This is a genomic window from Rhodococcus sp. YH3-3 (genome assembly GCF_001653035.1).
GTDB classification, from domain to species: Bacteria; Actinomycetota; Actinomycetes; order Mycobacteriales; family Mycobacteriaceae; genus Rhodococcus_F; species Rhodococcus_F qingshengii.
Genome location: NZ_BCWH01000002.1, coordinates 2,335,076 through 2,354,557, shown reverse-complemented (window position 1 = coordinate 2,354,557; position 19,482 = coordinate 2,335,076). Strand labels below are relative to the sequence as shown.

Genomic DNA, 19,482 nt, shown 5'->3' with positions numbered 1-19,482 from the left:
GTGCCAGGAAACCGCGATAGCCAGCGGTTCGCCTCGTCTCGGCACCTACCTGATACGCGCGCGGTGATGTGACCCATTGCACCCCGTCAACTATTCGTGTCGGCGATGTCCGGTGGCAGACTGAACACGTCATCACCCACACCCGGGGACCCGAAGGCGATCAACGCTCAGGGCCTCGAGGCCAGAAAGGGACAACGATGTCCGAAACACCTCTCTACGGTTCTGTACCCAGTGCAGTTTCTGTACCCACTGCAAGCTCTACCGATGCACCGAAGCGTAAGACGCGCATTCACCACCTCGCCGAGATGAAGCAGAACGGCGAACGCTGGTCGATGCTCACCGCTTACGACTACTCCACGGCACGCATCTTCGAAGACGCAGGCATCCCGGTGCTGCTCGTCGGCGACTCTGCCGCCAACGTCGTCTACGGCTACGACACCACCGTGCCGATCACCGTCGACGAACTGCTCCCGCTCGTGCGTGGCGTCGTTCGCGGCGCGCCGCACGCACTCGTCGTCGCCGACCTCCCCTTCGGCACCTACGAGGGTTCCGCCGAGCAGGCCCTGGCGACTGCCACACGGTTCATGAAGGAAGGCCTCGCGCACGCCGTCAAACTCGAGGGCGGTGAGCGGATGAGCAAGCAGATCGCGGCAATCACCTCGGCCGGCATCCCCGTCATGGCACACGTCGGATTCACCCCGCAGAGCGTGAACTCGCTCGGCGGATTCCGCGTCCAGGGTCGTGGCGACGCGGCCGAGCAACTTGTGGCGGACGCCATTGCAGTCCAGGAAGCCGGGGCGTTCTCCGTCGTCATGGAAATGGTTCCGGCCGAGATTGCGGGCCAGGTCAGCCGCAAACTCACCATCCCCACCGTCGGCATCGGGGCCGGTTCCGAATGCGACGCTCAGGTACTCGTCTGGCAGGACATGGCGGGTTACACGAGCGGTAAGACAGCCAAGTTCGTCAAGCGTTTCGGTAACGTCGGTGACGAACTGCGTTCCGCAGCCGCAGCCTATGCATCAGAAGTTCGCACTGGCGCTTTCCCGGCCGCAGAACACAGTTTCTGATCCGAGACCGGCGAACGCCGCCTGTCTCTCAACCAGCCAGGGGTGCGTTCAATGATCGGTAACCGTCGAAGTTCTACTGCCGCAGCTGTAGTCGGTGCGGCAGCTCTCGTCACGGTGCTGAGCGGATGCGCGGGAGGGTCCACCAACTCTCCCGCGCCCAGCAGCACTACGCCCGCGAGTTCCACCACGACGGCGCCGGCAACAACCGCGTCCGGTTCGACGTTCACCGACGCTCAGGTCCAGCAGTTGTGCTCGGATATGGAAGGGCAGCTGCAGAACTGGCGGACCGTCACCCCGACGCTCGGCAAGGGCGGACTGAACACGATCGTCATCACGTGGGCGACGCAGAACGGCATCAACCTGCTCGATCTCGCTCAGAACCGCGAAAGCATCGACGCGGCAACCTCAGCCGCGTGCCCCGACGTCCGGAGCGGCGCGATTTCCGCACTCGAGATCCCCGATCTCGCCTCCGGCCTGGTGGGCTTCTGATGACCGACACGTCAGCCACTTCAGGGCAGCCGTCGACTCTCCGGAGTCTGTATCCCCCGATCGAGCCTTTCGTCACCGGCTTCCTCGATGTCGGTGACGGCCAGAGCATGTACTGGGAAGTCAGCGGAAATCCGGACGGCAAGCCGGTGGTGTTCCTGCACGGTGGCCCCGGCGGTGGTGCGCAACCGGCGGTACGCCAGTTCTTCGATCCGGCCGCATACCGCATCGTTCTACTCGACCAGCGCGGCTGCGGGCGGTCCACCCCTCACGTTGCCGACGGCGCCGACCTGTCGGTGAACACGACGGACAAGCTGCTGGCCGACATCGAAGCCCTGCGCGAACATCTTTCGATCGACAAGTGGATGGTTTTCGGCGGGTCCTGGGGTTCCACGCTGTCCATCGCCTACGCCGAAACGTTTCCTACGCGCGTCACTGAGCTGGTCCTGCGCGGGATCTTCCTCCTGCGTCGTAGCGAGATCGACTGGTACTACAACGGCGGCGCGGGAAACATCTTCCCGGAGCGCTGGGACAAATTCCTCGAACCGGTACCCGAGGCGCAGCGCGGCGAAGACCTCGTCGCGGTCTATCACCAACTGCTCCATTCCGAAGCCCCCGACGTCGCGGCCCGCGCAGCCATCGCCTGGTCGGCTTGGGAAGGATCGACGAGCTACCTGTACCCACAGGCGGACAAGATCGAACAGAACTCCGAGACCCGGTTCGCCTTGGCTTTCGCCCGTATCGAGAACCACTACTTCGTCAACGGCGGGTTCTTCGACGAGAACCAACTCCTACGCAAAAGCTCCGCACTGCACGGCATTCCGGGGACGATCGTCCAGGGCCGCTACGACGTCGTCTGCCCCGCCACCAGCGCGTGGGCGCTGCACAAGGCGTGGCCCGAATCCAAGCTCGTGATCGTCGACGACGCCGGACACTCCGCCATGGAGCCCGGCATCGCACATCACTTGGTGGAAGCCACCGATTCTTACCGGTAGCTCCCTACGCCGGGAACGTGAATTCCACCGTCCGTTTGACGGTGTCGACGGCGGTGAGTCGCACCTTTGCGCGCTCACCGTCGTCGGGCGTTCCGACGCATTTCGCAATCACCGCGACCGACGGGACAAACACTTCCGCCGAGCGCTTTCCGTCCTTGGCGCGCATCACCACTGCGTCGAAGACCTCGCCGACCCGGCCGTCGAGCAGCGTGGACTCGGTCAGATCGATGCACGCACGGTCGACCTTGTTCGCCAGCGAGTCGGACCCACTCATGATGTCGGGCAGCTCGGGAAGTGCAGTGCGCGCCCATTCCGGTACCGGCGTACCAGCTGTGATCGCCAGACACACCTCGGTGCTGAAACGATCGGACAGTCGGCGCAGCGGAGCAGTCACGTGAGCGTAGGGCGCTCCGATCCCCGCATGCACCGTCAACTCCGGTAGTCGGCCGTCGAAGGCCGCGTAGTCTGCGCCGCGCAGCAACGACGGTGCAACCGACATCAGCGCCATCGTCGACGGCTCGTTGGAATCGAGTCCGGCAAGAATCTGCCCGACGCTTTGCCCCTCCGGCCACGTGATACCCAGCGCCACTGCAGTTCTCCGCAAGGTCCGAACCGCGGACTCCTCGGCCGGCGGCAGCGTGCGAAGCAACCCGATACCTGCGTCGATCATCATGCGGCCGGCACACATTCCGGTCAGCAGCGACACTTCTGCGTTCCAGTCGTCCGCTTCGGTGCGTGGCTCCAGTTCGATCCGCCAGCGAGCCGAGGACTCGTCCTCCGGCTGATCCCGAACCACTGACTGCTCGGGCAGTTTCAGCTCGATGGCACCCCTGGCAACCGCCGAGACACTGCGCAATCGTCCGAACTCCGGTAGTGCGGCGATGGACGGATGCAAGGTTCCCGCGTCGGCATCGCGCTGCACGGTCGAATAGTCCAGACGTGCCACCGATTTCACCAGAGCGCGTCTCACCTGCCACGACGTCGGCTCGGCCTGCGCGTCGAGTTCGATCCGCCACAGCGCGGCGGGACGAACCACGTCCGGCAGCAGACTCGCCGATCCCTCCGACAACGCTCGGGGATGCAGCGGGACGGAACCGTCCGGGAGATAGAAGGTTTGGCCCCGCTTGCGGGTTTCGATGTCGAGAGCGCCACCCGGCGTCACCACCGCCGCGACGTCGGCGATCGCGTAGTGCACGACGTACCCGGTCGAGATCTTCTCGATGTGCACTGCCTGGTCGAGGTCCATCGATCCGGGAGGGTCGATGGTCACGAAGGCGATACCCGTTTCGTCGACACGCCCGGCACCGAAACGATCCACGGCATTCTCGGCCTCGGCCTGCGCCGCAGCCGAGAATGCTCCTGGCAAGTCGAACTCCGCCCGAACCACTCCGAAGTCGATTCCCTGCACCATCATTCGACTTGCGGGCACGCATCCTCCATGATCGGTTCGGGCCGGTGTAGCAGCAGTACCGGTCCCAGTTGTTCGAGTCCCGGCTGTTCCAAGTCTCAGTTATTCCAAGTCTCAGTTGTTCCAGTCTTCGTCTGCCCGATCGGCGGCTTTGTTGCGTTCGGCAGCGATCTTCAATGCATGCTCGGCAGAGTCCCGATCAGGGTACGGCCCCATCCTCGTCAGCGAGGACGCACCCTTTCCCTGCGTGACGGAACCGTCGGACACGTCGAAGTACCAGAGTCGATCTTCATCAGTCATATCCACAGTGTGACATCAGAGTGAGATAGAAGCTTGTAGATCGCTGTGAGACTGATATTCTTTCTACTTGGCCTGGCAGGTGAGAACCGGACATTCGAACGGTGAGTTCTGCTTGAATGCCCAACACAAGCTACGAACAGAAAATGGAGTGCGCATGTCCGCAATTCTTTACGATTACCTCCTCCCGCTCATGGGCCATGACGCGGCAACGTACTGGGCTACGCTGCTGGTCATCAAGCCTGTCTGACAGCTTTCGACCATAAAGAAGACCCCCACCGATCCGGTGGGGGTCTTCTTTGTGCTCTCTTGCAGATCGCGGGCGGACGAGTCGGCGTGTAAGCCGGATCCTGTCCTGCGGCACCGAAGTGCCGAGTGGCGACCATCCATCTGGGCACACCGTCGCCGGGTGCCTCGAGCGGTTCACCCGCAGGCTCGGGCGAGCAGCCCTCGAACACCTGCGCAGCCGCACCGCGAGCGATGCGACCTTCAACCTTGCTCCGGGCGGGGTTTACCTAGCCACCCCGGTCACCCGAGGTGCTGGTGCGCTCTTACCGCACCGTTTCACCCTTACCTGCCTCGAAAGGCAGGCGGTCTGTTTTCTGTGGCACTGTCCCGCGAGTTGCCTCGGGTTGCCGTTAACAACCGCCCTGCTCTGTGGAGTCCGGACTTTCCTCGGCCCCAGGCCTGTGCGCGATACGCGCTGGTTCCAGAAGCCGCGGCCGCCCGGCCAACTCGTCCGCCCCCGTATGCTACCGGGCGCCTGTCGGTGGCCGGCACTATGGTCACCGTATGACTCGGTACGTGGCCCTGCTACGCGGTATCAACGTGGGCGGCATCAACATCAAGATGGCGGACCTGGCGAGAGTCTTCGGTGACCTCGGATTCCAAGGGGTGAAAACCGTGTTGGCCTCAGGCAACGTTCTGTTCGACAGTCCGAACACCGACATCCCGACGCTGAAGAAACAGATCGAATCCGCCCTTGTCCGCGAGTTCGGCTACGAGGCTTGGGTGTTCGTCCTCGACCTTCCGACACTGCAGGCGATCGTGGACAACTACCCGTTCGAGCGCGAACGCGAGGGTTGGCATGCTTATGCGATGGTTGCCTCCGAGCCGGAAATCCTGGAGGAATTGAGCACTGCGGCAGCGCAACTCGATGCCTCGGTCGAGCGTGTGGCGGCAGGCGACGGAGTCCTGTACTGGGAGGTCGAGAAGGGGCAGACCGTCAAGAGCGCGTTCGGCAGGAACACCGGAAAACCGAAGTTCAAGGCGTTCACCACAACCCGAAACCTGAACACGCTCTACAAACTGCTCAAATGACGCTCGCCCCGACACGGAGCACCATCGCGTGACTCTTCTACCGATCCTGCTCGTCGCCCTCGTCCTCGTCTTCGCGATAGTGCGTCCACGCGGGCTTCCCGAGATCGTCATCGCCGGGCCGGCAACTGTCGTCGTTCTCCTGACCGGCGTCGTAACTCTCGACGAAGCCCGCGACGAACTGGCGAGCATGGCACCCACCGTCGTCTTCCTGGTTGCCGTGCTGGTTCTCGCTCATGCCGCCGATGCTCTCGGCGTCTTTCGCTGGGTCAGCCAGATCCTGCAGCAAAAATCCCTCGCCGATCCACACCGGTTGCTGATTTACGTATTCGGCGCCGCTGCCCTGACCACGGCGGTCCTGAGCCTCGACGCCACCGTCGTACTTCTGACACCCGCAGTGATCGCGGCCGCACGATCCATCGGAGCAAGTACGCGGCCCCATTCCTATGCCAGTGCGCACCTGTCGAACTCGGCGTCGACGCTCCTGCCGGTGTCGAATCTGACCAACCTCATCGCGTTTGCTGCAACAGGTTTGACGTTCTTGCACTTCACCGCGTTGATGGCGTTGCCGTGGGTTGTGACGATCGCTGTCGAGTACCTGATTTTTCGACTGTTCTTCCGTTCGGAACTCGCGCGGGGCGACAGCGCCGAACCGCCGGTGGCAGCCAGATCTGCGCCTGCGCCGATTCTGCCGCTGACGGTGATCGGAATGACGCTGCTCGGTTTCGCGGTTTCGGGTTTCTTCGGGATCGAGCCCGCCTGGATCGCGGTGGTGGGTGCGAGTGTCCTGGGAGCGATCGCTCTGGCTCGGCACCGTACGACCGCCGCCAAGATGCTCTACGCTGCCGACCTCTGGTTCTGCGCGTTCGTCCTGGTTCTCGGAATCATCGTCGCCGGAGTCGCGAACGGGCCGGTGGGCGAATGGATTGCGCAGATCCTGCCAGGCGACACCAGCTACGGCTCACTGCTCTTTGTCGCCGCGGTAGCGGCGGTTGCGTCCAATCTCGTCAACAACCTGCCGGCAACCTTGCTGATGATCGCAGCGCTCGGAACGGCGGCACCTCCAGCTCTGGTGCTTGCGATGTTGATCGGCGTCAACCTCGGCCCCAACCTCACCTACGTGGGCTCACTGGCAACGATGCTCTGGCGACGAGTCGCCACCAGCGCGGGCGCACCGCCCACGCTGGCGACATTCACTCTGCTCGGGGTCATCACGACGCCACTGACGCTGCTCGCCGCCGTGAGCGCCCTGTGGTTGGTGATCTGATCAGAGGCTGATCAGCCGTCGGGGCTCTTTCAGCGAAGGTGTGACGTGTCGTTGACCAACCGGACCGAGGCTCCCCCGTCGGGATAGAACTCGGTGATACTCAGCGACGCCAGATCCAGATGCAACCGGTACAGCAACGACGGCCCGGCATCGAGGGCCAGCTGCACCAAAGTCTTGATCGGGGTGACGTGAGAGACGACCAACAGCGTCGCGCCGCCGTAGGTCGAGATCAGGTCGTCACGCGCGGCGACGACTCGTTCGCGTACCTCGTCGAAACTCTCGCCGCCCGGTGGACGCACCGAAGTGTCCGAGAGCCATTCGCGATGCAGGTCCGGGTCACGCTCGGCTGCCTCGCGGAACGTGAGTCCGTCCCAGTCGCCGAAATCGGTTTCGATCAAACCCTTGTGCTCGACGACGGGTAAGCCGAGCACGCGGGCCGATGCCTCTGCCGTCTCACGGGTTCTGCCGAGGGGTGAGCAGACGATGGCGTCGATACCGCCTCGGTTCCCGAAGCGTCCGGCTGCGCCGGCAGCCTGCGCGCGGCCCAGTTCCGTGAGCTCCGGATTCCCGCGTCCGGAGTACCGGCGATCGACCGACATCGCTGTCTGTCCGTGACGTAGCAACAACATTCGTGTCGGCTTGCCGGTGGTGGCGATCCATCCCGGAGAGCCGGCGATCTGCGGCTCCGACGTCTCTTCGGACGGCGCGGCAGGTGCAGCAGGTGCGGGGGCCGAAGGTGCGACTGGGCCGGTTTCGATGCCGGCAGCCGCGTCCATCGCCTCGTTGGCAAGGCGATCGGCATGAGAGTTCTCGCCGCGAGGAATCCACGTGTAGGTCACTCGCGAGAACTGCGTCGCCAGCTCGGCAGCGCGCCGCTGCAGCGGAATCATGTCCGGGTGCTTGACCTTCCAGCGCCCGGACATCTGCTCGACGACCAACTTGGAATCCATGCGGACGTCGACCGTCGACGCGCCGAGTTCACCGGCAGCGGTCAACCCGGCGATCAGTCCGCGGTACTCGGCGACGTTGTTGGTCGCGATACCGATGCTTTCCTTGCGTTCGGCCAACACCGAGCGCGAGGCGTCGAACACCACCGCTCCGTAGCCGGCCGGACCGGGATTGCCCCGCGATCCACCGTCGGCCTCGACGATGACCTGCGAGAGAGTCACAGACCGGACTCCTTGGTACGCACCATGATTGCATTGCACTCTGGGCAACGAACTACGACGTCGGCCGGTGTCGCGGCGATTCGGGAGATCTCGCCGCGGTCGATCTCGATCCGGCAAGCGCCGCATCGGCGTGCCTGCAGAAGCGCCGCGCCCGGTCCGCCCAGGGTGCGCTGCTTCTCGTAGACAGCAAGGAAATCGGCGGGGAATTCACCGACGAGTCGTTCACGATCGGCGGCGCAACGCTCCTGCGCCTTGTCCAGATCAGCGACGGCATCGTCGCGGCGACGCTTGGCGTCGATCAGCTCTTCTTCGGCCTGGGACAGCTGGGCACCGGCGTGATCGTGATCGGCCTGCAACGCCTCACGCTGCTCCATCACTTCGAGCAACTCGTCTTCGAGGAGCCCCTGACGCCGGACCAGGCTGCCGAGTTCGTGTTCGAGTTCGGTGAGCTGCTTCGCCCCGACCGACCCGCTCTGCAAGAGTGTGCGGTCACGATCCTCGCGCTGACGAACCGCGTCGACCTCGCCTTCGAGCTTGCGAATGTCGCGATCGATGTCGTCGATCTGGATTTCGACGGCTACGGACGCGTCTTTACGGCTGATTCGCTCGGCCTCGAGACGTTCGACTTCCTGCTGCTCGGGAAGCGCTCCGCGTCGGTGGGTGATCCGAGTGAGCTCAGCATCCACCCCGGCGAGGTCGAGAAGCTTGGATTGCACCTGTGGTTCGACGTTCACGCTGTATAACTCCTGCTGTAAGTCCGATGTCGGCAGTGCTCGCGAAGGACGGCTCTCGAAGAACTGCTCTTGAATTGTTCGTGCAACCGTACCTTGCAGAGCGCTGCACTAATGCGCACTCAAACACCACGGATCGGTGCGAATTGTCGAAACCCGGCTTTCCCACTCCGGATTGTGGGCAAACGCGGCGTCGAGCACCGATTTCGCCTGTGCGCACCACGGGTATTCACTCGCCCAGTGCGCGACGTCGACCAGAGCCGGGCCACCGGCGCGTAGATGCTCGTCCGCGGGATGATGCCGCAGGTCCGCAGTGACGTAGACGTCGGCGCCCAGTGCCGCCACCACGTCGAGATACGAGTCGCCGGAACCGCCGCACACCGCCACGGTACGAACGGTCGCTTCTGGATCTCCGGCCGCGCGAACACCCCACTCGGTCGAGGGCAGTGAGCGCGCCACTCGCGCGGTGAATTCCCGCAAGGTTTCGGGGTGGTCGAGCTCACCCAACCGCCCCAGTCCGAGTGAACTGGGGAACGCTGCGAGTTCGAAGACATCGAAGGCCGGTTCCTCGTACGGATGGGAGGCACGCAATGCGCCCAGCACTGCGCTTCGCTTTCCGCGAGGGGCAATCACTTCCACACGATTCTCGCGAACCTGCTCCACAGCGCCGACGGTCCCGATCGTCGGATTCGCTCCGTCGGCGGGCAGGAACTGACCCGTACCGGTGACGGTCCAACTGCACTGGCTGTAGTCACCGATCCGCCCAGCCCCGGCCTCGAAAAGTGCATCCTGCACGGCCGATGCATTCTCCACCGGAACCATGACGACCCACTTGTCGAGCGGCTGCGTCGGCTTGGGTTCGATCGGGCGCAGCACGGTCAGGCCCAGAGCCTGCGCCAACGCGTCGGAAACTCCGGGGTCGGCGGAGTCCGCATTGGTGTGCGCCGAGAACAGTGCGCACCCCGCCTTGATGAGCTTGTGGACCAACGCACCTTTGGGTGTGTGAGCACCGACGGTGTCCACCCCACGCAGCAGAAGTGGATGGTGAACGACCAGAAGGTCGGCACCGGAGGCGATGGCGTCGTCGACCACTGCCTCGGTCGGATCCACCGCGAAAACCACTCTCGTCACCGCGTCCGCAGGATCGCCGCAGACCAGACCGACCGAATCCCACGATTCCGCCAGGGCCGGCGGATAAGCGGATTCCAGCACGGCTATGACGTCCGCAAGAATTGGGCCGCTCACAAGATCTCCTTCATCGCTTCGATCAGTACCGAGACCTGCTCGGCTGGACGGACGGCAACGCGCAACTGATCGGGCCCGAGTCCGGGAAAGGTGTCGCACCGGCGGACGGCGATACCGCGGGCACGCAGGTGCTCTCGCATCGAGGCGCCGTCGCGGACGTCGATGAGCACGAACGGCCCCGCAGCGGGTTCGTGCACGGCAATCCCGATCTCGGTCAGTCGCCGGGACATGTCTTGGCGGTCTGCGGCAATCGCGTCGGCTTTGATCCTCGACTGCTCGACGGCGAACGGTTCGCAGCACGCCGTGATGGCCTCGATCTGCAGACTGCCCAATGGCCAGTTGGCTCGGCCGTGACTGAGTCGAGCCAGAAGATCGGGAGAGCCGATCGCGTATCCACATCGCAATCCGGCGAGCGCCCACGTCTTGGTCAGGCTCCGAAGGACCAGTACATCCGCCGACTCGACACCGGCGATGCTCTCCGTTTCGCCGGGGACCGCGTCGCCGAAGGCCTCGTCCACCACCAGGATCCGGCCCGGCTGACGCAATGCCAACACATCGGCCTTGGGGTGAAGCACGGACGTCGGGTTGGTCGGATTGCCCAGAACGACAAGGTCCGCGGATTCGGGTACCTGCGCGGTCCGAAGCTCGAATGGCGGCTCCAGAATCACTTGAGTCACCGGCACTCCGGCCTCTCGCAGTGCCAGTTCCGGCTCGGTGAACGACGGATGGATCAGCGCTGCCGAACGAGCGCCCAGGCGCGGCAGCATCGCGAATCCCTCGGCACCGCCCGAGAGCAACAACACCTCTTCGGGCCGGCGCCCGTGCCGCTGCGCGACGGTTTCGCGGGCCTTCAGTTCCGCTGCGGCCGACGGGTACGAACCGAGCGTCGACAGCCCTGCGGCCAGCCGATCCCGCAACCACTCCGGTGGGCCCGAGCCTTGAACGTTGACGGCAAAATCGAGTAACCCGGGCTCCACTTCGACATCGCCGTGATGTCGCAAGCTCTCCAGGTCAACCGTTCCGGTACTCACCCGGTCAGCCTACGGTCGAGCACCGTGCGCGGACATCACCCCTGCCGTCCGGGACAATGAGTGCCGTGACGACACCACCCCTCGACCGTTTTCCTGTAGTTCTGTTCGATCTGGACGGCACCATCACCGATTCCGCTCCCGGCATTCACGGCGGCTTCCGACATGCGTTGGCAACTGTCGGCCATCCGGAGCCGACGGAAGCGATGTTGGCATCGGTGATCGGCCCGCCGATGGTCGACACCTTCAGGTCACTCGGTATGGCCCCGGCGGACGTGGATCGGGCGATCGCCGCGTACATCGAGCGTTACGACGCGACCGGGTGGCAGGAGAACTCGGTGTACGAAGGCATGGACGTCGTCCTGGGTAAGGCTCGCGCGAGCGGAACCCGACTGGCCGTCGCCACCTCCAAGTCGGAGCGATTCGCCATTCGAATCCTCGAGCATTTCGGCCTGGCCGAGCACTTCGAGTTCATCGGCGGCGCGAGTGACGACGGAACTCGTCGGGCTAAACCCGATGTGATCGCGCATTCGCTGACCTCACTCGGGATCACTCCCGTCCTCGCATCCGACGGCGGAACCCCCGACGTTCTCATGATCGGCGACCGTGATCACGACGTGCTCGGCGCCGCGAAGTACGGCATCCCCACCGTCGTCGTCGAATGGGGCTACGGTTCCGCCGAGGAAGCGCGGCAAGCGTTTCGCTCCGTATCGTCGGCATCCGAACTGGGAGGACTTCTCGATGGCCGCCACTGAACCACTCCACGTGACTGAACCACTTCATGTGACGTTTGTGTGCACCGGCAATATCTGCCGGTCACCGATGGCCGAAAAGATCTTGCTCGCGCATCTGGACCGTGAAGGCCTCGCCGACCGAGTCCGTGTCAGCAGTGCAGGTACCGAGGGGTTTCACACCGGTAGCGAGGCCGACGAGCGGACCAACGTCGTGCTCCGAGCGGCCGGATATCCGACGGGCCACAGTGCCGCGCAGGTCAATGCAGATCGTCTCGCCGCCGATCTTGTCGTCGCCCTCGACACCGGGCACGAACGTGAGCTTGCTCATCTCGGCGTGCCCACCGAGCGTCGGCGCCTACTGCGATCGTTCGACCCCGAGGCGGACGGAGAATCGGTTCCGGACCCGTACTACGGGGACCAGGAGGACTTCGAACTGGTGCGAGACCAGATCGAAGCGGCCATTCCCGACATACTCGACTGGATCCGCGAGCGAGCCTGAACCCGGAGCAAAATTCACTCCCGTTCGGGCAACGGATACCGTGGACGTGTGCGAAGACTGAAATTCCTGTTGCGGCCCGGTTGGTTGGTACTGGCAGCTGTGGTCGGGCTCTTCGCCTACCTGTGCTTCACCGTGCTCGCCCCATGGCAACTCGGCAAGAACACGAAGACCGAGCACCGCAATGATCTGATCTCGAACTCGATCAACGCGGAGACCGTGCCGATCGGTGACGTCATCGCCGATTCGACGATCGCACCGGACGACGAATGGCGAAACATCACCGCGGCAGGCACCTATCTGCCCGACGCCGACATCCTCGTTCGACTGCAGTCCATCGAGGGCGCACCGTCGTACGAGATCCTGACGCCTTTCCTTCTCGACGACGGCCGCACGATCCTCGTCAATCGCGGATACGTTCGGCCGATCAACGGCGCCGAGGCACCGCCCATCGCCGCGCCGCCGACCGATCCGGTCACTCTCAACGGTCGCGTGCGTCTGTCGGAAGGCACCGCGCCCGGCCGAGTTCCGATGTTCGAGGACGGCGCGAAACAGGTCTACTCGATCGACGCACAACCTATCGGCGAGTTCATCGGAACGGACCTGATCGACGCGTACATCCAACTCGAACCCGACCAGCCCGGCGGCCTGGGGACGATCCCTCTCCCCCAACTCGATGCAGGCCCCTATCTCTCGTACGGGTTCCAGTGGCTGGCGTTCGGCATCATGGCGCCGCTCGGACTGGCCTACTTCATTCGCGCGGAGTGGCGCGAACGTCGCAAGGAGAAGGCAGCTCAAGCAGCTGTCGACGGCTTCGCAGCGGACGACGCCGCTACCGAGACGACCCCGGAAGCGCCGGTATCCGCGCCTGCCGCACCCCCCGCCGAACCGACTCGTACCTTCAGCCGTCGCAAGAAGCCGGAGCCGGAATCAGTGCCGCTGACGGCGCAGGAAGCCAAACTTGCCGATCGATACGGCAATACCCGCTGACACCACAACTGCACTGATCTGCACCGCCGACGAAAGCCTCGACGCGCGGCGCAGATCGTTCGGCGTCGGCACAGTCCCGCGGCCGAGGACGGGACGCATCTCCACCCCGTGCGCGTACTCGGTCCGACCACCCAACGAAATGCCCAACGCCCCTGCCGCCGACGCTTCCGCGACGCCCGCATTGGGGCTTGGATGAGCCGCTGCGTCGCGTTTCCACGCTGCCAGTGATTCCTGAACCGAGCCGCCTACCACCGGTGCACACGCAGCCGTCAGCGCACCTGTCAGCCGAGCGGGGACGATGTTGACCAGGTCGTCGAACCTCGCCGCAGCCCACCCGAATCTGCGGTATTTCTCGGAGCGGTAGCCGATCATCGCGTCGAGGGTGTTGGCGGCGCGGTAGACGAACAGACCCGGCACGCCCGCAATTGCACCCCAGAACATTGCACCGACGCTTGCATCCGAGGTGTTTTCGGCGACCGACTCCAGCGCTGCACGCGTGAGGCCCTCCTCGCTCAGTACCGATGGATCGCGTCCACACAGTGAAGGGAGAAGCTCGCGCGCTTTCGTCAGGTCGCGATCGACCTGTGACGCCTCCAATCGAGCGGCCATGTCGATGCCGGTGCGTGCAAGCGACGTCCCGCCGAGCACAGCCCAGGTAGCCATCGCTGTCGTACCCGTGACGGCCACCCAACCGGCCCGGCGCGACACTTTTTCGGCTGCGAGCCCAAGTCCTGCGGTGCCGGCCAAGAGCACGGCAACATGAAGTGTTCCGGCCGCGCGCGAGTCCCGGTAGGACATCTTCTGCAGCGCGATAGCCGCGGTTCCGAAGCCGGCAACCGGATGGAACCGCCCCGGATCGGCGAAGACCCGATCCGCGACGAAGCCGAGGAGAAGCCCGGCAGCTCGCGCATTGAATCGAGACTGGGACGAACGAACCGAAATCTGCACGAGCCTAGTTGTAGCAGCGACGCTCGTTCTCTGGCCAACCGTCACGTGTCTGCACGAGCCGATCTCTACCCGTCCCAGTCGATCGTCAGGTAGATCAAGCGGTGCATTCGGTTGATTTCCCAGACACGGGCAATCCCGGTCGCCAGTGCGTCGCTTTGGGAACGAACCCGGATCGTCTGCCCCGGGAACAACGCAACACTGAGACTGGGCATCTCGGCGATGTGTATGTGCGGACGGGTGGGATGCACGCGCGTCGGGTCGACGGCTACTTCGATCACAGAACTGGACATGCGTCCAGAATGGCGTATTGCGGACAATTCGTTGTCGAAAATGAAAAACCCCGATCTGCATCGACATGCAGATCGGGGTTTGAATTCTTCGGTGGGCGCGGAGGGTTTCGAACCCCCGACCGCTGGTGTGTAAAACCAGAGCTCTACCACTGAGCTACACGCCCGAACTCCCGGTGAGACCCTCACCGGGAGTGCTCTAAGACTCTAGCGCGGCAAGCGCGTTTGCCCAAAGTCCGTGGTCACGGGCTTCTCCGGGGCCGTTCATCTCGGCAAAACGAATGATTCCGTCTTTGTCGATGACAAAGGTGCCACGATTCGCGAAGCCCAACTTGTCGTTGAACACCTCGTACTTCTGAGCGACCTCACCGTGCGGCCAGAAGTCCGACAGCAAGGGAAATGTGTATCCCTGCTCGGCCGACCAGATCTTGTGAGTCGGCGAAGCACCGACAGAAATCGCGAGAATGGCGGTGTCGTCGTTCTCGAACTTCGGAAGCTCGTCACGGACCTTGCAGAGTTCCCCCTGACAAGTCCCGGTGAAGGCCAACGGATAGAAGACCAGCAGAACATTCTTCTTACCGCGGAAATCTGCGAGCGAAACTTCCTGGTTGTTCTGGTCCTTCAAGGTGAAATCCGGTGCCTGGGCACCAACTTCGAGAGGCATGTGCGATTCCTTGGGAAAGTGCGGAAAGGACCGGGTCAGCGCTTGTTGGCCGGACGAGCCTTCGGCTGAACCAGTCGACTTCCCGACCAGTCACCGAGGTTGGCTGCCGATGTCTGCGTCAGGCCGGCAGTCGGCGCCGATTCGGCGATCTCGCTGGGCTCGACGTGTCCGTCGAGACCGGTCTTGGGAGTGAGAACCCACACGAAGCCTTCGTCGGCGAGGGGCCCGATGGCATCCATGAGGGCGTCCACCAGGTCACCGTCCTCGTCGCGCCACCACAGCAGCACGACGTCGATGACCTCGTCGGAATCCTCGTCGAGCATTTCCCCGCCGATGGTTTCCTCAACCGCGGCACGAATGCCGTCGTCGGTATCCTCATCCCAGCCCAGTTCCTGCACCACCATGTCAGTGGTAATCCCGAGTTTCTGAGCGTAGTTCTGGGCATCCGCCGCGGCGACCACGGTGGGGTCCTCCTTTTGTTGATGGTGTGTGGCGACCCCGCACACCTACCGTTTGACGATCAATTAGGGAAAGCGAACATGGTCTGAGGCGTTAGCGCAAGCCGACCACGCCGAAAACTTTCACCAAAGATCGTCTTCTGACACACGGCGAACCTTACGCCTGCGGATTACCGCAGGTCACAGGGATCCACATTCATCGAAGATCGACTTGCGAATCGAATTGCTCGTATCGCTGATCGAATTGATTTCATCGGCCGAATGATCACTCTCGATCACGACAGCAGATGAACGTAGGTTCGCGGCCAATTCGGCGAACAGTCCGGAAAGTTGCGTCGGAAGTTCACTCGAGACCGAGTCGAACCACGAGGCCGTCTCCCTTGCCGAGGAAGCAGCAGCGCTTGCTTCGGCTCTCAGGTCGGTCTCACCATGATTTCCGGCGTCGACGTAGGCATTGAACGCAACCACGTCGTTTTTCGATCGAGAGACCGCTTCCTCACAGATCGCGAACGCCGCATCTGCCGCATCTGCCGCCGCTTTCGACGAGGACGCGGCGGCCATCGAAATACTCACCTCGGATTGGTATGCAGCCACGTGCGCTTCATTGGGTACTGCCGATCCGGTCACCGCCGCCGAACATCCCACGATCACCGACAGTCCCACTGCGATCGATCCGACCGAGACCCACGCCCCGACCCTGCCGTAATTGATTTCTTTGTTTATTTTTTCCCACCCCTTCATACGTTCCGATCGATCCCCCAAGCCTGTGACTACGGGGAACCATCACACCCCTGCGTCACGCCGAAAAACGCTACCCGAGAGTAACCAGAGGCGAGGTGTGCCGGACCGACCGGGATGGTGAAAGATGAGGTACGCGCCATATTCACGATGGAAGTGCGTCGGACCTAACAAGGCCTCGATCACCTATGTAAGGACGCCCCACCACGCGTCCCCAAACCAATGAGGAGCACACGTTGTCTGACCTGATCCAGGGTCCCGCGTCCGGGCAGAACGCCGATTCCGGCGCCGCCGGCGAGTCGGGTTCGCCCGCGTCGAATACGCCGGGGGGAACCGACGGTCGCGTTCGCGTCATTCGCGAAGGTGTTGCGTCGTACCTGCCGGACATCGATCCGGACGAGACCACCGAATGGCTCGAATCATTCGACGGACTTCTGGATCGATCCGGACCCACGCGTGCCCGCTACCTCATGCTCCGCATGCTCGAACGCGCCGGCGAGAAGCACGTCGCACTCCCCGCGCTCACTTCGACCGACTACGTCAACACGATTCCGACCGAAAACGAGCCGTGGTTCCCCGGCGACGAAGAGGTCGAGCGCCGCTATCGCGCCTGGATCCGTTGGAACGCCGCGATCATGGTCCACCGCGCTCAGCGACCGGGCGTCGGCGTCGGCGGTCACATCTCGACCTATGCATCCTCGGCAGCGTTGTACGAGGTCGGCTTCAACCACTTCTTCCGCGGCAAGGACCATCCCGGCGGCGGCGACCACATCTTCATCCAGGGTCACGCCTCCCCCGGCATCTACGCGCGCGCCTTCCTCGAGGGCCGGATCCCCGCGGAACAGCTCGACGGATTCCGCCAGGAGAAGTCGCACGCAGACTTCGGCGGCGCACTGCCGTCCTACCCGCACCCACGGCTGCTTCCCGACTTCTGGGAATTCCCGACGGTCTCGATGGGCCTCGGCCCGATGAACGCCATCTACCAGGCCCGGTTCAACCACTACCTCAACGACCGCGGCATCAAGGACACCACCGATCAACACGTGTGGGCGTTCCTCGGCGACGGCGAAATGGACGAGCCCGAGTCACGCGGCCTCGCTCACGTCGCGGCAACCGAGGGCCTCGACAACCTCACGTTCGTCGTGAACTGCAACCTCCAACGCCTCGACGGCCCGGTCCGCGGCAACGGAAAGATCATCCAGGAACTGGAATCGTTCTTCCGCGGTGCCGGCTGGAACGTCATCAAGGTCGTCTGGGGTCGCGAGTGGGATGCGCTGCTGCACGCCGATCGCGACGGCGCACTGGTCAACCTGATGAACGTGACGCCGGACGGTGACTACCAGACGTACAAGGCCAACGACGGCGCGTTCGTACGCGATCACTTCTTCGGACGTGACCCCCGCACCAAGGAACTGGTCAAGGACCTCACAGACCAGGAAATCTGGAACCTCAAGCGTGGCGGCCACGACTACCGCAAGGTCCACGCCGCCTACGCAGCGGCCATGGCACACAAGGGCCAGCCGACGGTCATCCTGGCGCACACCATCAAGGGCTACACCCTCGGTAAGCACTTCGAGGGCCGCAACGCCACACACCAGATGAAGAAGCTGACGCTGGACGATCTCAAGGCGTTCCGCGACATGCAGCACATCCCGATCTCGGATGCCGAGCTAGAGAAGGATCCGTACCTGCCTCCGTACTACCACCCAGGCGCGGACGCTCCCGAGATCAAGTACATGCTCGACCGTCGTAAAGCACTCGGCGGGTTCCTGCCTTCCCGTAACACCGATGCGGCGCCGCTCAAGCTCCCCGAGGACAAGACGTACGACGTCATCCGCAAGGGTTCGGGCAAGCAGGAAGTCGCCACCACCATGGCGATCGTGCGCATCCTCAAGGAACTGTTGCGCGACAAGGAGATCGGCAAGCGCATCGTACCGATCATCCCGGACGAGGCTCGCACGTTCGGTATGGACTCGTGGTTCCCGTCGCTGAAGATCTACAACCGCAACGGGCAGCTCTACACGTCGGTCGACGCCGAACTCATGCTCGCCTACAAGGAGAGCCCGATCGGCCAGATCCTGCACGAGGGCATCAACGAGGCCGGCTCGACGGCTTCGTTCACCGCAGTCGGCACGTCGTACGCCACCCACGGTGAACCGATGATTCCGCTGTACATCTTCTACTCGATGTTCGGTTTCCAGCGCACCGGCGACGGCCTGTGGGCGGCTGCCGACCAGATGGCTCGGGGATTCGTTCTCGGCGCCACCGCCGGTCGTACAACTCTGACCGGTGAAGGTCTCCAGCACGCCGACGGACACTCGCTGCTCCTGGCATCCACCAACCCCGCAGCTGTCACGTACGACGCCGCGTTCTCGTACGAGTTGGCGCACATCGTCAAGGACGGCTTGCGCCGCATGTACGGCGGCACCGAGGGCGTCGACGGTTTCGGTGGCGAGAACATCTTCTACTACCTGACCATCTACAACGAGCCGTACGTTCAGCCGGCGGAGCCCGAAGGTCTCGACGTCGAGGGCTTGCTCAAGGGCATCTACCTCTACAAGACGTCCGAAGCATCGGGCCCGAAGGCACAGATCCTCGTCTCCGGTGTCGCGATGCCCGAGGGGCTGCGCGCGCAGAAGCTGCTTGCCGACGAATGGGGCGTCTCGGCCGACGTCTGGTCGGTCACGTCCTGGGGTGAGCTGCGCCGCGAAGGCGTCGAGTGCGAACGTCAGGCGCTGCTCAATCCGTCCGAGGATGCTCCGGTTCCCTTCGTCACCACGGCGTTGTCCTCGGCCCAAGGCCCCGTCGTCGCGGCTTCGGACTGGATGCGGGCGGTCTCGGATCAAATCCGTCAGTGGGTTCCCGGCGACTACACCACGCTCGGCACGGACGGGTTCGGGTTCTCCGACACCCGCACTGCAGCGCGTCGCTACTTCAACGTCGATGCCGAGTCCATCGTCGTTGCCGTGCTGATCGGTTTGGCGAAGGAAGGATCGATCGAGCGGTCGAAGGCCGTCGAAGCAGCGAGCCGATACCGCATCGACGACGTGAATGCTGCTCCCGAGCAGACCGGGGACACCGGTAGCGCCTAAGTCGTAGGGCAACAGTCCCAGCGATCGAAAACAGACCTACGCCCATCGCCGCGGGTGTCATCTCG

At 63.6% G+C, this 19,482-nt stretch carries 20 protein-coding genes, 1 tRNA gene and 1 other RNA gene; 9 read left to right on the top strand and 13 right to left on the bottom strand.

All coding sequences use genetic code 11. From position 1 onward, the window contains the following. Positions 1 to 197 precede the first annotated feature (197 nt). Genes panB through pip form a run of 3 tightly spaced genes read left to right on the top strand, consistent with a single transcriptional unit; the run spans position 198 to position 2,548 of the window. Positions 198 to 1,067, top strand: coding sequence for a 3-methyl-2-oxobutanoate hydroxymethyltransferase (gene panB / locus YH3_RS23980; protein WP_007735454.1), 870 nt, complete (start codon positions 198 to 200; stop codon positions 1,065 to 1,067). A gap of 51 nt (positions 1,068 to 1,118) precedes the next feature. Next, positions 1,119 to 1,556, top strand: coding sequence for a hypothetical protein (locus YH3_RS23975; protein ID WP_007735455.1), 438 nt, complete (start codon positions 1,119 to 1,121; stop codon positions 1,554 to 1,556). Next, positions 1,556 to 2,548, top strand: coding sequence for a prolyl aminopeptidase (pip, locus tag YH3_RS23970; RefSeq protein ID WP_064444133.1), 993 nt, complete (start codon positions 1,556 to 1,558; stop codon positions 2,546 to 2,548). Before YH3_RS23975 ends, pip begins: the two co-directional genes overlap by 1 nt. Before the next feature lie 4 nt (positions 2,549 to 2,552). Here pip and YH3_RS23965 read toward each other — a convergent pair whose 3' ends face one another. From YH3_RS23965 to rnpB, 3 genes are all read right to left on the bottom strand, one after another. Beyond that, positions 2,553 to 3,962 carry an RNB domain-containing ribonuclease gene (locus YH3_RS23965; protein WP_007735456.1) on the bottom strand — a complete coding sequence of 470 codons (1,410 nt, stop codon included), beginning with the start codon at positions 3,960 to 3,962 and terminating at the stop codon, positions 2,553 to 2,555. Positions 3,963 to 4,070: 108 nt separating this feature from the next. Further along, the gene (locus YH3_RS23960) at positions 4,071 to 4,256 is read right to left on the bottom strand and encodes a hypothetical protein (RefSeq protein ID WP_007735457.1); all 186 of its coding nucleotides are present in this window, start codon (positions 4,254 to 4,256) and stop codon (positions 4,071 to 4,073) included. Positions 4,257 to 4,576: 320 nt separating this feature from the next. Next, positions 4,577 to 4,991, bottom strand: an RNA gene (rnpB, locus tag YH3_RS23955) — RNase P RNA component class A. Between the two features lie 54 nt (positions 4,992 to 5,045). Between rnpB and YH3_RS23950 the strand changes: the two genes are divergently transcribed. Together YH3_RS23950 and YH3_RS23945 are read left to right on the top strand one after the other, a co-directional pair. Continuing rightward, a complete protein-coding gene (locus YH3_RS23950; RefSeq protein WP_058039437.1) occupies positions 5,046 to 5,573 on the top strand; it encodes a DUF1697 domain-containing protein in 528 nt (175 codons plus the stop codon). A gap of 28 nt (positions 5,574 to 5,601) precedes the next feature. Then, entirely contained in the window at positions 5,602 to 6,837 is a 1,236-nt protein-coding gene (locus YH3_RS23945) for an SLC13 family permease (RefSeq protein ID WP_064444132.1), read from the top strand. 29 nt (positions 6,838 to 6,866) lie between these two features. Here the strand turns inward: YH3_RS23945 and YH3_RS23940 are convergent, their stop codons facing one another. From YH3_RS23940 to cobC, 4 genes are all read right to left on the bottom strand, one after another. Continuing rightward, on the bottom strand, positions 6,867 to 8,006 hold the full coding sequence (locus YH3_RS23940; RefSeq protein WP_030537561.1) for a bifunctional RNase H/acid phosphatase: 1,140 nt from the start codon (positions 8,004 to 8,006) through the stop codon (positions 6,867 to 6,869). Continuing rightward, positions 8,003 to 8,740 carry a zinc ribbon domain-containing protein gene (locus tag YH3_RS23935; RefSeq protein ID WP_019748955.1) on the bottom strand — a complete coding sequence of 246 codons (738 nt, stop codon included), beginning with the start codon at positions 8,738 to 8,740 and terminating at the stop codon, positions 8,003 to 8,005. The genes YH3_RS23940 and YH3_RS23935 overlap by 4 nt, the downstream gene beginning before the upstream one ends. A gap of 108 nt (positions 8,741 to 8,848) precedes the next feature. Further along, positions 8,849 to 9,982 carry a Nif3-like dinuclear metal center hexameric protein gene (locus tag YH3_RS23930; RefSeq protein ID WP_064444131.1) on the bottom strand — a complete coding sequence of 378 codons (1,134 nt, stop codon included), beginning with the start codon at positions 9,980 to 9,982 and terminating at the stop codon, positions 8,849 to 8,851. After that, complete coding sequence (gene cobC / locus YH3_RS23925; RefSeq protein WP_064444130.1) at positions 9,979 to 11,013, bottom strand: Rv2231c family pyridoxal phosphate-dependent protein CobC; 1,035 nt, start codon at positions 11,011 to 11,013, stop codon at positions 9,979 to 9,981. The genes YH3_RS23930 and cobC overlap by 4 nt, the downstream gene beginning before the upstream one ends. Before the next feature lie 56 nt (positions 11,014 to 11,069). Between cobC and YH3_RS23920 the strand changes: the two genes are divergently transcribed. From YH3_RS23920 to YH3_RS23910, 3 genes are read left to right on the top strand one after another with little or no spacing between them, the layout of a single operon-like run. Then, the gene (locus YH3_RS23920; RefSeq protein ID WP_042445748.1) at positions 11,070 to 11,765 is read left to right on the top strand and encodes an HAD hydrolase-like protein; all 696 of its coding nucleotides are present in this window, start codon (positions 11,070 to 11,072) and stop codon (positions 11,763 to 11,765) included. Further along, positions 11,752 to 12,243 (top strand): low molecular weight protein-tyrosine-phosphatase, encoded by a 492-nt coding sequence (locus YH3_RS23915; protein ID WP_064444129.1) that lies wholly within the window; start codon positions 11,752 to 11,754, stop codon positions 12,241 to 12,243. Before YH3_RS23920 ends, YH3_RS23915 begins: the two co-directional genes overlap by 14 nt. A gap of 48 nt (positions 12,244 to 12,291) precedes the next feature. Continuing rightward, on the top strand, positions 12,292 to 13,230 hold the full coding sequence (locus tag YH3_RS23910; protein WP_042445745.1) for an SURF1 family protein: 939 nt from the start codon (positions 12,292 to 12,294) through the stop codon (positions 13,228 to 13,230). Here the strand turns inward: YH3_RS23910 and YH3_RS23905 are convergent. The 6 genes from YH3_RS23905 to YH3_RS36845 all read right to left on the bottom strand — a co-directional run bounded on the left by YH3_RS23905 (position 13,171) and on the right by YH3_RS36845 (position 16,328). Beyond that, complete coding sequence (locus YH3_RS23905; protein ID WP_080961201.1) at positions 13,171 to 14,178, bottom strand: cobalamin biosynthesis protein; 1,008 nt, start codon at positions 14,176 to 14,178, stop codon at positions 13,171 to 13,173. The two genes, YH3_RS23910 and YH3_RS23905, sit on opposite strands and share 60 nt — an antisense overlap. Positions 14,179 to 14,243: 65 nt before the next feature. Beyond that, positions 14,244 to 14,468 (bottom strand): hypothetical protein, encoded by a 225-nt coding sequence (locus tag YH3_RS23900; protein WP_003941648.1) that lies wholly within the window; start codon positions 14,466 to 14,468, stop codon positions 14,244 to 14,246. 92 nt (positions 14,469 to 14,560) lie between these two features. Then, positions 14,561 to 14,632: transfer RNA gene (locus YH3_RS23895), tRNA-Val, on the bottom strand. Positions 14,633 to 14,664: 32 nt separating this feature from the next. Continuing rightward, positions 14,665 to 15,129 (bottom strand): peroxiredoxin, encoded by a 465-nt coding sequence (locus tag YH3_RS23890; protein WP_003941619.1) that lies wholly within the window; start codon positions 15,127 to 15,129, stop codon positions 14,665 to 14,667. A 35-nt stretch (positions 15,130 to 15,164) separates the two neighbouring features. Then, entirely contained in the window at positions 15,165 to 15,590 is a 426-nt protein-coding gene (locus YH3_RS23885) for a DUF3052 domain-containing protein (protein ID WP_003941575.1), read from the bottom strand. Positions 15,591 to 15,767: 177 nt separating this feature from the next. Beyond that, positions 15,768 to 16,328: a hypothetical protein gene (locus tag YH3_RS36845; RefSeq protein ID WP_228401081.1), complete on the bottom strand. Its 561-nt coding sequence runs from the start codon at positions 16,326 to 16,328 to the stop codon at positions 15,768 to 15,770. A gap of 233 nt (positions 16,329 to 16,561) precedes the next feature. Here YH3_RS36845 and aceE point away from each other — a divergent pair, with 233 nt between their 5' ends. Beyond that, complete coding sequence (gene aceE / locus YH3_RS23875) at positions 16,562 to 19,417, top strand: pyruvate dehydrogenase (acetyl-transferring), homodimeric type (protein ID WP_042445740.1); 2,856 nt, start codon at positions 16,562 to 16,564, stop codon at positions 19,415 to 19,417. The last annotated feature ends 65 nt before the right edge of the window (positions 19,418 to 19,482 follow it).